14 protein-coding genes are annotated in these 12,473 nt (G+C 57.1%); 7 read left to right on the forward strand and 7 right to left on the reverse strand.

Annotated elements, in window-relative coordinates:
- The first annotated feature begins 2 nt into the window (after nucleotides 1-2).
- The 4 genes from GQS_RS10040 (at nucleotide 3) to GQS_RS10055 (ending at nucleotide 2,388) form a co-directional block, all read left to right on the forward strand.
- Nucleotides 3-455, forward strand: a complete 453-nt coding sequence (locus GQS_RS10040; protein WP_014013580.1) for a 30S ribosomal protein S19e — start codon at nucleotides 3-5, stop codon at nucleotides 453-455.
- 360 nt (nucleotides 456-815) lie between these two features.
- The gene (locus tag GQS_RS10045) at nucleotides 816-1,154 is read left to right on the forward strand and encodes a DNA-binding protein (protein WP_014013581.1); all 339 of its coding nucleotides are present in this window, start codon (nucleotides 816-818) and stop codon (nucleotides 1,152-1,154) included.
- A 17-nt stretch (nucleotides 1,155-1,171) separates the two neighbouring features.
- Nucleotides 1,172-1,450, forward strand: coding sequence for a hypothetical protein (locus GQS_RS10050; RefSeq protein ID WP_014013582.1), 279 nt, complete (start codon nucleotides 1,172-1,174; stop codon nucleotides 1,448-1,450).
- Between the two features lie 38 nt (nucleotides 1,451-1,488).
- On the forward strand, nucleotides 1,489-2,388 hold the full coding sequence (locus GQS_RS10055; protein ID WP_014013583.1) for a transcription initiation factor IIB: 900 nt from the start codon (nucleotides 1,489-1,491) through the stop codon (nucleotides 2,386-2,388).
- 14 nt (nucleotides 2,389-2,402) lie between these two features.
- On the opposite strand, the gene fen is transcribed toward GQS_RS10055, so the two are convergent.
- Nucleotides 2,403-3,428: a flap endonuclease-1 gene (fen, locus tag GQS_RS10060; RefSeq protein WP_014013584.1), complete on the reverse strand. Its 1,026-nt coding sequence runs from the start codon at nucleotides 3,426-3,428 to the stop codon at nucleotides 2,403-2,405.
- Between the two features lie 48 nt (nucleotides 3,429-3,476).
- Nucleotides 3,477-3,965, reverse strand: a complete 489-nt coding sequence (locus GQS_RS10065; protein ID WP_014013585.1) for a phosphate-starvation-inducible PsiE family protein — start codon at nucleotides 3,963-3,965, stop codon at nucleotides 3,477-3,479.
- Nucleotides 3,966-4,159: 194 nt separating this feature from the next.
- Here GQS_RS10065 and acs point away from each other — a divergent pair, with 194 nt between their 5' ends.
- Nucleotides 4,160-5,554 carry an acetate--CoA ligase alpha subunit gene (gene acs, locus GQS_RS10070; RefSeq protein WP_014013586.1) on the forward strand — a complete coding sequence of 465 codons (1,395 nt, stop codon included), beginning with the start codon at nucleotides 4,160-4,162 and terminating at the stop codon, nucleotides 5,552-5,554.
- Nucleotides 5,555-5,608: 54 nt separating this feature from the next.
- Here the strand turns inward: acs and GQS_RS10075 are convergent, their stop codons facing one another.
- Nucleotides 5,609-6,136: a hypothetical protein gene (locus GQS_RS10075; protein WP_014013587.1), complete on the reverse strand. Its 528-nt coding sequence runs from the start codon at nucleotides 6,134-6,136 to the stop codon at nucleotides 5,609-5,611.
- A gap of 137 nt (nucleotides 6,137-6,273) precedes the next feature.
- Between GQS_RS10075 and GQS_RS10080 the strand changes: the two genes are divergently transcribed.
- On the forward strand, nucleotides 6,274-6,981 hold the full coding sequence (locus GQS_RS10080; RefSeq protein WP_014013588.1) for a metallophosphoesterase: 708 nt from the start codon (nucleotides 6,274-6,276) through the stop codon (nucleotides 6,979-6,981).
- 11 nt (nucleotides 6,982-6,992) lie between these two features.
- Here GQS_RS10080 and GQS_RS10085 read toward each other — a convergent pair whose 3' ends face one another.
- The 3 genes from GQS_RS10085 to GQS_RS10095 all read right to left on the reverse strand — a co-directional run bounded on the left by GQS_RS10085 (nucleotide 6,993) and on the right by GQS_RS10095 (nucleotide 10,668).
- Nucleotides 6,993-7,313, reverse strand: a complete 321-nt coding sequence (locus tag GQS_RS10085; RefSeq protein WP_014013589.1) for a PRC-barrel domain-containing protein — start codon at nucleotides 7,311-7,313, stop codon at nucleotides 6,993-6,995.
- Between the two features lie 77 nt (nucleotides 7,314-7,390).
- Nucleotides 7,391-9,904, reverse strand: a complete 2,514-nt coding sequence (locus GQS_RS10090) for a CDC48 family AAA ATPase (RefSeq protein WP_014013590.1) — start codon at nucleotides 9,902-9,904, stop codon at nucleotides 7,391-7,393.
- Nucleotides 9,901-10,668 (reverse strand): hypothetical protein, encoded by a 768-nt coding sequence (locus GQS_RS10095; RefSeq protein ID WP_048056584.1) that lies wholly within the window; start codon nucleotides 10,666-10,668, stop codon nucleotides 9,901-9,903. Before GQS_RS10095 ends, GQS_RS10090 begins: the two co-directional genes overlap by 4 nt.
- 130 nt (nucleotides 10,669-10,798) lie before the next feature.
- Between GQS_RS10095 and GQS_RS11030 the strand changes: the two genes are divergently transcribed.
- A complete protein-coding gene (locus GQS_RS11030) occupies nucleotides 10,799-10,954 on the forward strand; it encodes a hypothetical protein (protein ID WP_014013592.1) in 156 nt (51 codons plus the stop codon).
- 133 nt (nucleotides 10,955-11,087) lie between these two features.
- On the opposite strand, the gene GQS_RS10100 is transcribed toward GQS_RS11030, so the two are convergent.
- Entirely contained in the window at nucleotides 11,088-12,452 is a 1,365-nt protein-coding gene (locus GQS_RS10100) for an ATP-binding protein (RefSeq protein WP_014013593.1), read from the reverse strand.
- Between the last annotated feature and the right edge of the window lie 21 nt (nucleotides 12,453-12,473).

A 12,473-nucleotide genomic window follows, 5' to 3' on the forward strand; every position in this document is an offset into this window, starting at 1 on the left:
GGATGGCGACTGTTTACGACGTTCCCGGTGATTTGCTCGTTGAGAGGGTTGCTCAGAAGCTCAAGGAGATAGAGGCCATAAAGCCGCCCGAGTGGGCTCCGTTCGTCAAGACCGGCAGGCACAAGGAGAGGATCCCGGAGCAGGACGACTGGTGGTACTACAGGGTCGCCAGCGTCTTCAGGAAGGTCTACGTCGACGGCCCGGTCGGCATCGAGAGGCTCAGGACCTGGTACGGCGGCAGGAAGAACCGCGGCCACGCCCCGGAGCACTTCTACAAGGCCGGAGGAAGCATCATAAGGAAGGCCCTCCAGCAGCTCGAGGCCGCCGGCTTCGTCCAGAAGGTTCCGGGCGAGGGAAGGACCGTCACCCCGCAGGGACAGAGCTTCCTCGACAAGATCGCCACCGAGCTCAAGAAGGAGCTCGAGGAGCAGATCCCCGAGCTCAAGAAGTACTGAGCTCGGCCTTTTTTCAAACCTCTGTCCCCTTCTGCCGGCTTTCTATGCCAGGAAATGTTTTTTAGGGCCGCCTCGAATTTTTCTATGGGTTTCGATTAATACTCCGAACGCTATCCACCTGTGGAATCCTCATAAGACCGCTTATACATAGCCCTCATCCTCCTGGCCAGGGCAGGTCAGTTTCAGCTATCCCCAATGTTCTGACGGCTCTGAACCCTTTGGAGGCTTCAAAACGGCGGTGTGGCTCGTCGTGGCAATCCTCGGGGCGGCGGTTCTCATCCTGACCCTGGGGAGAAGATGAGACCCTGAAACGCAAAGCCTTTTAACCCCCTCCCCAATCTTAACCCGGAGGTGAGGGCCATGGCTGAGGACATAGAGGAAATCAGGAAGCGCAAACTCATGGAACTCCAGAAGAAGTATCTTGAACAGCAGAAGGCCCAGGAGGAGGCTTTGAGGCAGGAGATGGAGCTTGAGGCCCAGCTCGATGCCATAATGCGGAGAATTCTTACCCCCGAGGCAAGGGAGAGACTCGGCAGGGTTAAGCTCGTCAAGCCAGAGCTTGCGAGACAGGTTGAGCTCGTTCTGGTCCAGCTCTACCAGGCGGGCCAGATAAGGGAGCCCATCGACGACGCCAAGCTCAAGAGGATTCTGGCCCAGATAGACGAGAGAACGCGCAGGGACTACACGATTAAATGGTGAGCCCGGAAGGTGACCCAATGGACGCCAAGCAGATAGTGGACATCCTTGACGAAAAGGGAGAGGTTAGTCTGGACACCTGGAAGGCCGTCTCGGTTAAGAAGAACAAGGACGGGACGGTCGATCTTCTCTACCGCAACCTCCACGTTGGGACCGACGACGACCCCGTTTTCCTCTGGATTTACGCGAACATAGTTGAGGAGGACTGGGACGTCCGGGTTCTGGAGAGGATAACCTTCAAGCGCGAGGACCTCGCCTGGTTACTCCGCTACATAGTTAAAAAAGGCGAAGGTTTATAAGGGCTATATAAAATAGCCGGCCGGTTGGGGGTGTTGGAGTGAGCAATCGTAGGGTTTGCCCGGTCTGCGGCTCGACGGAGTTCATATACGACCCGGGTAGGGGCGAGATAATCTGTAAGGTTTGCGGTTACGTTATTGAGGAAAACGTCGTTGATACGGGGCCGGAGTGGCGCGCTTTTGACGCCAGTCAGAGGGAGAAGCGTGCCCGCGTTGGAGCCCCTGAGAGCATTCTCCTTCACGACAAGGGACTCTCAACCGACATCGGCATCGACAGGAACCTCTCCGGACTGATGCGTGAGAAAATGTACAGGCTCAGGAAGTGGCAGAGCCGCCTCCGCGTCAGCGACGCCGCCGAGCGTAACCTCGCGTTCGCACTGAGCGAGCTGGATAGAATCGCCTCCCAGCTGAAGCTCCCGAGGCATGTCGAGGAGGAGGCCGCGAGGCTCTACCGTGAGGCCGTGAGAAAGGGGCTTATAAGGGGCCGTTCAATTGAAAGCGTAATAGCGGCGTGCGTTTACGCATCCTGCAGGCTTCTGAAGGTTCCGAGAACCCTCGACGAGATAGCCGACATATCCCGCGTTGACAAGAAGGAGATAGGAAGGAGCTTCCGCTTCATAGCCAGGAACCTGAACCTCACCCCCAAGAAGCTCTTCGTCAAGCCAACCGACTACGTCAACAAGTTCGCAGACGAACTCGGCATGAGCGAACGTGTCAGGAGAAGGGCCATCGCGATACTGGAGGAGGCTTACGACCGCGGACTCACAAGCGGAAAGAGCCCGGCCGGCCTGGTCGCGGCCGCCCTCTACATAGCCGGCCTCTTGGAGGACGAGAAGAGAACCCAGCGCGAGGTGGCCGAGGTAGCGCGCGTCACCGAGGTCACCGTCAGGAACCGCTACAAGGAGCTCGTGGACAAGCTCAACCTGAAGATTCCGGTTTGAGGAAAAGAAAAGGGTCAGCGCTTCCCGAACCAGCTTTCCAGCGTTGCCTGCTTTCCCGCTTTCACCGCTTTTTTCAGCCTCTCAAGTCCGTTCTTCACCCTCTCCTCGCTGAAGTCGTGCTCGTCGCAGAGGAACTTGAGGATTCCCTCCTCGTCCGGCTCGCGCCACTTGAGCTCGTATTCGTCGGTGACTGGGGGATTCAGGAAGAACTCCTTTATCGCGTAGAGGTCAACCTCGCTGTCCTTGTTGTACTTCTTCAGCGGGTCTTTTGTGCGCTTGACGATGGTGAGGGCCTTTTTCGGTCCGATTCCCTTTATTCCGCCGGGGTTGTAGTCCGTGCCGACCAGTATGGCCATCTCTATGAGCTTCTCCCTGTCTATGCCGAGCTCCTTGAGAACCTCCTCCAGAACTATCAGCTCGGGCCGAACTTCAACGTAGACGTTCTTTCCGGGGAGCTTTCTCCGGCCGGTTATCGTGACGTTCCTCACCAGCCTGGGCGCGCCGAAGAGGAGCGAGTCGTAGTCCTGACTTGCGGAGGCGTAGACCTTCTTTCTGGCGGCCATGTATGCCGCCTGGGCCTCACCCTCGCTCGGCGCTTGGATCACGGGGATTCCCATCAGCTCAAGGAGCCTCTTGGCGTCGTTTATCAGCCCCTCATTAACCCTGGTTGCGCGCATTGCGTACTTCTTCGCCTCCTCAAGGTTGCCGCGCTCCAGGGCCTCGTACCACTTCTCCTTGGCCTCTTCCCTCGCCTCGCGGCGCTTCTCTATCTCCTTCTTCTTGAACTCCGGCGGCTTTCCGTCGAAAACGTACGCGGGCTTTATTCCAGCCTCCATGAGGTTGATGTTCCTGTAGAAGAGGCCGCTGAGGTGGGAGGTTATCCTCCCGCGGGAGTCCATGAGCGGCGTCCCGTCGCGCTGCCTTATGGTTGAAAGGAACTGATATATGGCATTGAACGCGTCAATTGCGACCTTTCTGCCGTAGAGGTTCTCCAGTTCTATCTCCTTCCTCGGAACGAGCTCGCCTATCTGTACTCCCATACCATCACCCCTTGGAGAAAGAAAGTCATGGGGCTATTTAGGGTTTGTCTATACCTTTGCCTCATCCAGGGTCTTCGTCAGGTCGTCCACGTCCTTCTCCGTGATGCCCCGCTCTATGAGGAACCGGTTGTAGTTGTCTTCCCGCTGCCTCTCCCGCGTGTACACCCAGCCCATCGCGGCTATAAGGGCCGCCATGCCGAGGAGCACCTGCCAGCCGAGCTCCGTGAGGTCGAGTGTTATGAGGAGCTCTTTCACGAGCGCCAGCACGCCGATTTCCACGACGTTCTTCATCGGGACGTGGTGGTAGATGATGTACATGACGATTATCTCGAAGATCTCAAGGAATATCAGGATGAGAACTATGCCCTGGAGGGCGTCTTCCGGAGCGAAATGGATGAGCGAGTTTACCGCGAGATCCCATATCATCCTGACGACGTAGAGCATGGTCAGGGTGCCCAGGGCTATCACAACGAAGTCGAAGAGACTGCTCAGCAGGCGGAGGGCCCTGCGTTCCACCCTGCTCCCAAAAGTTCGCACGTTACCACCTGAGTTGTATATTTGGACGAGGAGTCTAATAAGTATTTCGAAGTTCTCGGGTTCTGAATCAACGGTGTCCAACCTCTGGTTCTTTAACGTCCGTCGAGTTTCCTATCGTCAAAAAGAGAGGAGAAAAGTTATAACCGCTTTTACGGACTGGAAAATGTGACTCTCATCGGAGTGAGGTGATTGAGATGGACAGAAACCTTGAGGCACTTTTCAGACCGAAGAGCATCGCCGTTATCGGCGCTTCGGAGAAGCCGGGCAAGATCGGCTACGCTGTTATGAAGAACCTCGTCGAGTACGGCTACGAGGGCAAGATATACCCGGTCAACGTTAAGGGTGTTGAGATAGAGATAAACGGGAAGAAGTTCAAGTCCTACAAGAGCATCCTCGACGTTCCGGACGAGGTTGACATGGCCGTCATAATCGTCCCGGCCAAGTTCGTCCCGCAGGTCGTTGAGGAGTGCGGCCAGAAGGGCGTCAAGGTTCTCCCGATAATCAGCTCGGGCTTCGGCGAGCTCGGCGAGGAGGGCAAGAAGGTCGAGAGGCAGATAGTCGAGACCGCCCACAAGTACGGCATGAGGATCCTCGGTCCGAACATCTTCGGTGTCGTTTACACCCCGGACAAGCTCAACGCCACCTTCGGCCCGACCGACGTCATGCCGGGCAACCTGGCCCTCATCAGCCAGAGCGGAGCTCTTGGAATAGCCCTCATGGGCTGGACCATCCTCGAGAAGGTTGGTCTCTCGGCCGTCGTCAGCGTCGGAAACAAGAGCGACATAGACGACGCCGACCTGCTCGAGTTCTTCAAGGAGGACGACAACACCAAGGCCATCCTCATCTACATGGAGGGCGTCAAGGACGGCAGGCGCTTCATGGAGGCCGCCAGGGAGGTCAGCATGGAGAAGCCGATTATCATCATCAAGGCCGGAAGGAGCGAGCGCGGTGCCAAGGCCGCAGCTTCCCACACCGGTTCGCTCGCCGGTGCCGACAGCATCTACACCGCAGCCTTCAAGCAGAGCGGCGTTCTCCGTGCCCTCACCATCGGGGAGGCCTTCGACTGGGCCAGGACCCTGAGCAACCTTCCAGAGCCCGAGGGAGAGAACGTTGTCATCCTCACCAACGGCGGTGGAATAGGAGTTATGGCCACCGATGCCGCCGAGGAGGAGGGACTGCACCTCTACGACGACCTCGAGGAGCTCAAGGTCTTCGCCAACCACATGCCGCCCTTCGGTTCATACAAGAACCCGGTCGACCTGACCGGTATGGCCGGCGCGGAGAGCTACGAGGGCGCGGTCAGGGACGCTCTCGCCAACCCGAACATGCACGCCGTGGCTGTGCTCTACTGCCAGACCGCAGTGCTCGACCCGCGCGACCTGGCCAAGATCGTCATCCGCGAGTACAACGAGAGCGGCAGGAAGAAGCCCCTCGTCGTTGCCATCGTCGGCGGCATAGAGGCCAAAGAAGCCATCGACATGCTCAACGAGGAGGGCATTCCGGCCTATCCGGAGCCGGAGAGGGCCATCAAGTCCCTCGCGGCCCTCTACAAGTGGAGCAACTGGAAGAAGAAGCAGAGGAAGAAGTGAGGGCATCTCTGCCCCATCCTTATTTTATGTGTTGGTCTTCGAGTTTCGCTGGGATTACTCGTAGATGAGCTTTAAATCGCTGGTTGCGTTCAGCAGCTCATCGGCCAGTTCCTGCGGGATATCCCTTGGATCGCTATATTCTCCAAGCTCTTTAACTATGCGTGAGATTTCTTTGAGGGTTCCGAGGTTTTCCCTGACGGTCTCGGTTCTATCAACGTCCGCCCGGGAAAACCCACCTACGAAAAAACCTTCAATGTGATAAAAGGCCTCCCCAAGTTTGTCGTACTTGAGGTATCCTTCGGGATACTCGTAACTCAGGAACTGGAAAATCCGTCTGACGTGCCTTGCCCTCAGGTAGTATCCCCCGGCGTATTCGACTATGGTATCTTCAGAAGCATTTTCCTCAAGGAGCCCTTCAAACACCTCGCTCATGTAGCTGAGCTCGTAGATATCCTGAGTCGCCGTCAGGTATACCCTGCTCCAGCTCTCTTCATGAACCGTCCTGAGGATTTTTAGGTCATCTTCTGTTTTGTACCATGAATAACTGGAGATTACGGAAATGGCAACCAAGACCCCAATCATTATAGCACAAAGTTTTTTCAGAGAGATCACCCAAAACATGATGACATCAAATATTTATTAAATTGTCGATATTGTGCTGTATTCCAGTCGGCCCAAGGTTTATAACAGTTTAGTCATTCATGAGTTCTGGTGGTCCCATGCTCATCGCCCTCATCTCCGACATCCACTCCAATCTGGAGGCGCTGAAAGCGGTGTGGAAGGAGATAAAGGACGCAGACGCCGTTCTCTGCATGGGCGATTTGGTCGGCTACGGGGCGAGTCCGAACGAGGTCGTTGACTTCGTCCGGGAGAGGATGGAGAAGAGAACCTTCCTCTGCGTCCGCGGCAACCACGACAACGCCATCGCCTTCGGGGCGGAGTGGGGCTTCAATCCCTACGCGCGGCAGGCGGTTCGCTGGCACCAGCGCGTTATGACCGTGGAAAACCTCGAATTTCTCAGAAGACTTCCTGTGAGACAGCTTTTCACAGACGACAGAGGAAGGAGTTATCTGCTCATCCACGGCTCCCCGAGGGCCCCGCTGGACGAGTACCTCTTCCCATGGCTCCCGGAGGGGGAGTTCAAATCGGTTCTGAGCTACGTCAGACAGGATGACCTCCTGGTCGGCCACACCCACGTGCCGATGCTGAAGGTGCTGGGGGGCAGGAGAATCATCAACCCCGGAGGCGTCGGGCAGCCCAGGGACGGGGACTGGAGGGCGGCGTATGCGCTGATCGACACAGACGGGGAGCCGCCAGACAACGTTGAGTTCCGCAGGGTGGAGTACGACGTTCAGGAAGCGGCGAGAAAGATACTCGATGCGGACCTGCCCCGCTTCCTTGCGGAGAGGCTGTATGATGGGTATTGAAAAGGAGGGAATCACTGCCCGAGGCCGGAGGATTCCCCGGAGCCCTTCACTGAGGAAGGCGGCCTCCTGAGCTTGGATTTGACGGCGAGTTTGCTCGAGTCGATGATTATGACCTCGCCGATGCTCTTAACGGCGCTGACGGGGATGAGGAGCAGGCCCTCGTGATCCGTGACGAATTCGCTTGTGTCGAGGTCCTCATCCGGCTCGGCAACTATCACGAGAATATCACCGGTCTCCTCGTCAAAGCTGAGGTCGTAGACCCAGCCGAGCCTTACACCGGTGTCGGTTATCAGTTCAACGTCCCTAAGCTTGGAAGCCATTATCTTGACCATTTTCGCCACCCCTCGGTTTAATCGTGTAAGCACTTGGGCACCAACGTATAAAACTTTTTCCAAAAAGAGGAGGGAAATCAGAAGGTGTAGTAGTCGGGTCCCTCCGTTTTCTTTCCGCCCCTCTTCCTCCTGTTCTCGTCGAAGTTCTGATAGTACTCGACCATGTAGGGCGTTATGCTCGGGCGCACCTTCTTGAGGGCCGCCTCGAAGTCCTTCCTGGAAACCCTGAGCCTCTCAAGGAACTCCTCGCTCTCCTCCTCGACGGCCTCCACAGGCAGCTCCCTCATTATCCTGCGCATCGCCAGCAGGGCCGCTTCCCTCACGAGGGCCTCTATATCCGCACCGCTGTATCCCTCGGTCTTCTTGGCGAGCTCCTTGAGGTTGACGTCCCCTGCCAGGGGCACGCGCTTCGTGTGGACCCTGAGTATCTCAAGTCTTGCCTTTTCGTCGGGTGCCGGAACGAGTATGAGTCTGTCGAACCTTCCTGGCCTGAGCAGGGCAGGGTCGAGGATATCGGGCCTGTTCGTCGCGGCTATGACAACGACACCGCTGTTGCGCTCTATGCCGTCCATCTCGGTGAGGAGCTGGTTGATGAGCCTGTCCGTAACGCGGTCCCCTTCCATGCCCCTAGCCGGTGCAATGGCGTCGATCTCGTCGATGAATATCACCGTTGGAGCGGCCTGCCTAGCCTTCCTGAATATCTCCCTCACGCGCTTCTCGCTCTCGCCGACCCACTTGCTGAGAACCTCAGGGCCGCGGATGCCGATGAAGTTTGCCTCGCTCTCCGTCGCCACGGCCTTGGCCAGGAGCGTCTTACCGGTTCCGGGCGGACCGTAGAGGAGCACACCCCTCGGCGGCTCAATGCCGAGCCTCTGGAACGCCTTGGGATATTTCATCGGCCACTCGACCGCCTCTTTGAGCTCCTGCTTTACCTCCTCGAGGCCGCCTATGTCCTTCCAGCGGACGTTCGGCATCTCGATGAGCACTTCCCTGAGCGCGCTTGGGTCCACCATCTTGAGGGCCTCGTAGAAGTCTGCCTTCCTCACGCGGAGCTCCTGGAGAACCTCCGGGGGTATCTTCTCGTGCTCGGGGCTTATCTTGCCCTCGTTTATGAGCCTCCTGAGGACGACCATGGCTGCCTCTCTCGCGAGCGCGGCGAGGTCCGCACCGACGAATCCGTGCGTCTTCTCCGCGATCTTCTCGAGCATCCTGTCGATGAGCCTGGTTCTGACCTCGGGGTAAACCTCGCTCGCGCTCTTCAGAATCTCCTTCACCTCGTCGTCGCTCCTGGCTTTCTCAACGCGCTCCATCAGCTTTTTGAGAACATCCTCGTCGAAGGCTTTCTTTTTGAGGAGCTCCTTCAGGACCCTGAGGACGGTCTCCCTGTCGTAATCCGGCTCGAGGGGCATTCCCCTCGTGTGTATCTGGAGTATCTCCTTCCTGCCCTTCTTGTCGGGAACGCCGACCTCTATCTCCCTGTCGAAGCGTCCGGGCCTTCTGAGGGCTGGATCCAGGGCATCCGGCCTGTTGGTGGCGGCGATAACTATGACCTTTCCGCGCCCCTTAAGGCCGTCCATGAGCGTGAGCAGCTGGCTGACAACGCGTTTTTCAACCTCCCCGACAACCTCCTCCCTCTTGGGGGCTATCGCGTCAATCTCATCAATGAATATGATGCTGGGGGCGTTCTCTTCGGCCTCCTTGAATATCTCCCTCAAACGCTCCTCGCTCTCGCCGTAGAACTTGCTCATGACCTCCGGGCCGTTGATGGCTATGAAGTGCGCATTGGCCTCGTTTGCCACGGCCTTGGCCAGGAGAGTCTTACCCGTTCCAGGCGGGCCGTAGAGCAGAACACCCTTCGGCGGTTCAATTCCAAGGCGCTCAAAAAGCTCCGGATGCTTGAGCGGAAGCTCCACCATCTCGCGTATCTTTTGGATGGCGTCGCTCAGGCCGCCGATGTCCTCGTAGGTGACCTCCGGGATGGCCTCCTCGCGCACCTCAACCGCCTGCGGGAGGACCTCAACCTCGGTGTTGTAAGTTATCTGGACGACGCCCTTGGGGTTGGTGCTGACCACCACGAACTTCAGCTCCCCGAATCCGAGGGGCATTGTCTCGAAGAGCCCCCTGAGCAGCTCGTCGAAGGGCGAGCCGCCGTAGTAGGTCTCCCCCCTGCTGCTGGCGACCACCAGGTCACCCTTCACCACTGGCCTTCCCAGGAGGTTCTGCTTCACCATATCGCCGGGTATCTGGATGAAGACGCCCTTCTGGGCCGGGGCGAGGGTAACCTTCTTCGCCTCCTGCACCTCAGCCTTTGCCACCGTCACGTAGTCGCCTATGCTGACCCCGGCGTTCCTCCTGATGTAGCCGTCCATTCTAATGATGTCGAGTCCCCTGTCGTCCAGGTGGGGGTTGGCCACTATCGCGGCGGTTGTGCGGTCGCCTATCAGCTCCACGATGTCGCCCGGCTCCACTCCAAGCTGCTTCTGGAACTTCCTGTCGAACCGGACTATTCCCCTGCCAACATCCCTCTTCAGGGCCTCTGCAACGCGGAGCTTAATCTTCTCGTACCTCTCCTCATCCTTACCGAAGATCATCTTGACCGCCTCCTCTTCCTCTGCCTGTCTATCGCCTCATCCAGCGTTAGGTTGCCCAGCGCAACTTCGCGGGCCAGTCTGGAGGATATCGTGATGTTCCCGCTCAGCTCACGGCTCCGCCTCTTTATATCCTCTATCTCACGCTTTGTAGGCTCCTTAACGTCGAGGAGCTCGCCTATGGGAACTTCCCTCCCCTCGCGCAGGCCTATGTTTATGGCCGCCACGATGTCCTGCACCTGGGACACCTCTATGCCGCCCACTTTGGGGGTGGTCCTCGACTCGTTCACGACGATGAGGGGGTAATCGTAGCCGAGCACGTCCGCGAGGGCCTTGAGCATGAGCACCCTCTGCCTCTTGGCGCCGTGGCCGATTTTGATTTTAGCGCCTGGATACTTATCCAGCAGGTCGAGGATTATTCCAACGTCACGCGGGCTCTTCAGGTGGTGAACCTCGAGCACACGGTTATCCGCGACGACGCTCAGTCCCGGCCTTTCCCCGGGGTCTATGGCGATGTAAATCCTCTTAAACCTCTCCCTGCCTTCGAGCTTCGCCAGGAGTTCGTCTATGAAGTTCTCGTCCCTGACAACGACCTTTACGGGGAACCTGACCCTCCTGTAGTCCCTTTCCCCCGTCAGGACCACTTCAACGTCGAAAGGTATCTCCTCACCCACCTGGAGGCTGTGGAAGGGTATGCCGTACTCCTTCAGCACCTTGGTGGCGGTGTAGTAAACACGGGCGTCGCTCGTTACGATGGCTACTCTCATGATTTCCACTTGGTCTCATCAATTAAAAACCTTTCTAACCGGCCGAATCACAGAATTTGGCCATGAAATGCTTTAAATTGGTAGAAAAAAGTTTATAAGCCATTATCCGCAGGTAGAAACGGGGATCGGGATGCAGCCTCCTAAGAAAAAGAAGAAGGTCGAGGAGTTCGAAGGGGAAGAGCTTTTCGAGGAAGATGAGGAGTGGGAGCTGGAAGAGGACGAGCTCGACGAGGACTGGGAAGAGGAGTGGGAGGAGGAAGACTGGGAAGAGGATGAGGAGTGGTGATTTTATAGCTCTTTGAGTTTCTCCATCACCTTCCCGCAGTTGGGTTTTACCGGCTCTTCCGGGTTGGCGTAAAGGCCGATTTTGATTGCCTCCTCTGCCCAAGACTGCGCCGAAGTGATGGCCTCCCCAACGGCTAAGACTTGGGAGAAATAAGGTCTTTGAAGTCCTCCAAGTCCCAGAGGAGGTAGCCTTCAGCCCTCAAAGCATCTTTTCTCTCTACCTCCCTCGCAATCAACCCATGCCACTCCTCCCAGCCCCTGAGTCCCACAAAGGCTGTCTTTTTCTCCAAATTCTTCAAAACTCCCCGCGCTTCCCTCTCGCTCAGGCCTTTCCACTTGACCTCGACGAAGAGGGCTTTCTTCGTCCTATCGTTCAAAGCGACCAGATCAATCTCCTCACTCCTGTGCCACCACCTTCCAACCTTCGTGAACGTGAAGGGAAGCCTTCCCGCTTTGTTCAGCTCGATCAGGAACTGCCTCGCCACCTCTTCGAAGGCCCTCCCAACGTAGGTGTTAAAGGCATCCCAATCCATCTCGAACGTTCCAATCTCTACCTTCCCGCGGTTGGGCTTGACAAAGCGGAACCAGAAGGTGAAGAAGTTGTCGTTCAGGTAGTAGCGGGCCTTTCTGCTCCTCTCGCTCTCCGTTACGGGCACCTCCCTTCTCACCAGGTCAAGGGAAATCAGCGTTCTCAAATATTTGGGCATGTCCTTCGGCTCTATGCCAGCGTACTGGGCAATCTCACTGACCCTGTGCCTCCCGTTGGCGAGGGCCTCCAGGATTAGGTAATAACGGTGCACCTCACCCAATTCCTCCCTCAGTATAAACTCGGGCTCCTCGTAGAGGATTGAAGTGGGCGAAAACGCTGTTTCCATGAGCCCCCTTTCGAAGTCCTCCCCTCTAAAGAGGCGGAAGTACATGGGGACTCCACCGGTTACCGAGTAGATCCTGACCACAGTCTCCAGCGGTCTGTTCCCGAAGTATTCCGCCACGTGGAAAAAGTTCAGGGGCTTCAGCCTGAGCTGTGCGGTTCTCCTTCCGTAGAGGGGGTTGTTGTAGCCCATTAGCCCCTCCATCAGACCAACGAGGGAACCGCTGAGTATGAGGAAGAAGCGGTCGTCCAGGATTTCATCGATCACATGCTGAAAAACCGCCGGCGTGTTTTTGTCCGTGAGCAACAGATAGGAGAACTCGTCTATCACCACGACGAGCCTCCCCGGGGCCCTGAGTTTTATCAGCTCGAAGGCTTTCCTGAAATCGTCCACTTCGACCGCGGGCAGGCCGAGTTTTTCCGCGGTCTCAAGGTAGAACCTCCTCGCGTTGGTCTCCAGGCCGTCCCTGTCGGCGAGGAAGTAGATGGCCGGTTTGTCCTCGATGAACCTCTTCACGAGCTCCGTCTTCCCCACCCTCCTGCGCCCGTAGAGGATTAAGACCTCCTTCTTTCCAGAACGGTATAGCTTGTCGAGCAGTGCCAGCTCATTTTTTCGATTCACAAACATTATCTTCACCAGGATAATCTT

The organism is Thermococcus sp. 4557, from assembly GCF_000221185.1.
GTDB lineage: Archaea > Methanobacteriota_B > Thermococci > Thermococcales > Thermococcaceae > Thermococcus.

What these genes read in the sequence shown, in the direction of transcription:
- GQS_RS10045 (WP_014013581.1), top strand. Translation starts at nt 816, where the DNA reads ATGGCTGAGGACATAGAGGAAATCAGGAAGCGCAAACTCATGGAACTC.
- GQS_RS10080 (WP_014013588.1), top strand. Translation starts at nt 6,274, where the DNA reads ATGCTCATCGCCCTCATCTCCGACATCCACTCCAATCTGGAGGCGCTG.
- GQS_RS10100 (WP_014013593.1), bottom strand. Translation starts at nt 12,452, where the DNA reads ATGTTTGTGAATCGAAAAAATGAGCTGGCACTGCTCGACAAGCTATAC.
- GQS_RS10090 (WP_014013590.1), bottom strand. Translation starts at nt 9,904, where the DNA reads ATGATCTTCGGTAAGGATGAGGAGAGGTACGAGAAGATTAAGCTCCGC.
- GQS_RS10095 (WP_048056584.1), bottom strand. Translation starts at nt 10,668, where the DNA reads ATGAGAGTAGCCATCGTAACGAGCGACGCCCGTGTTTACTACACCGCC.
- GQS_RS10040 (WP_014013580.1), top strand. Translation starts at nt 3, where the DNA reads ATGGCGACTGTTTACGACGTTCCCGGTGATTTGCTCGTTGAGAGGGTT.
- fen (WP_014013584.1), bottom strand. Translation starts at nt 3,428, where the DNA reads ATGGGAGTACAGATAGGCGAGCTCGTTCCGAGGAAGGAGATAGAACTG.
- GQS_RS10085 (WP_014013589.1), bottom strand. Translation starts at nt 7,313, where the DNA reads ATGGTCAAGATAATGGCTTCCAAGCTTAGGGACGTTGAACTGATAACC.
- acs (WP_014013586.1), top strand. Translation starts at nt 4,160, where the DNA reads ATGGACAGAAACCTTGAGGCACTTTTCAGACCGAAGAGCATCGCCGTT.
- GQS_RS10050 (WP_014013582.1), top strand. Translation starts at nt 1,172, where the DNA reads ATGGACGCCAAGCAGATAGTGGACATCCTTGACGAAAAGGGAGAGGTT.
- GQS_RS11030 (WP_014013592.1), top strand. Translation starts at nt 10,799, where the DNA reads ATGCAGCCTCCTAAGAAAAAGAAGAAGGTCGAGGAGTTCGAAGGGGAA.
- GQS_RS10075 (WP_014013587.1), bottom strand. Translation starts at nt 6,136, where the DNA reads ATGATTGGGGTCTTGGTTGCCATTTCCGTAATCTCCAGTTATTCATGG.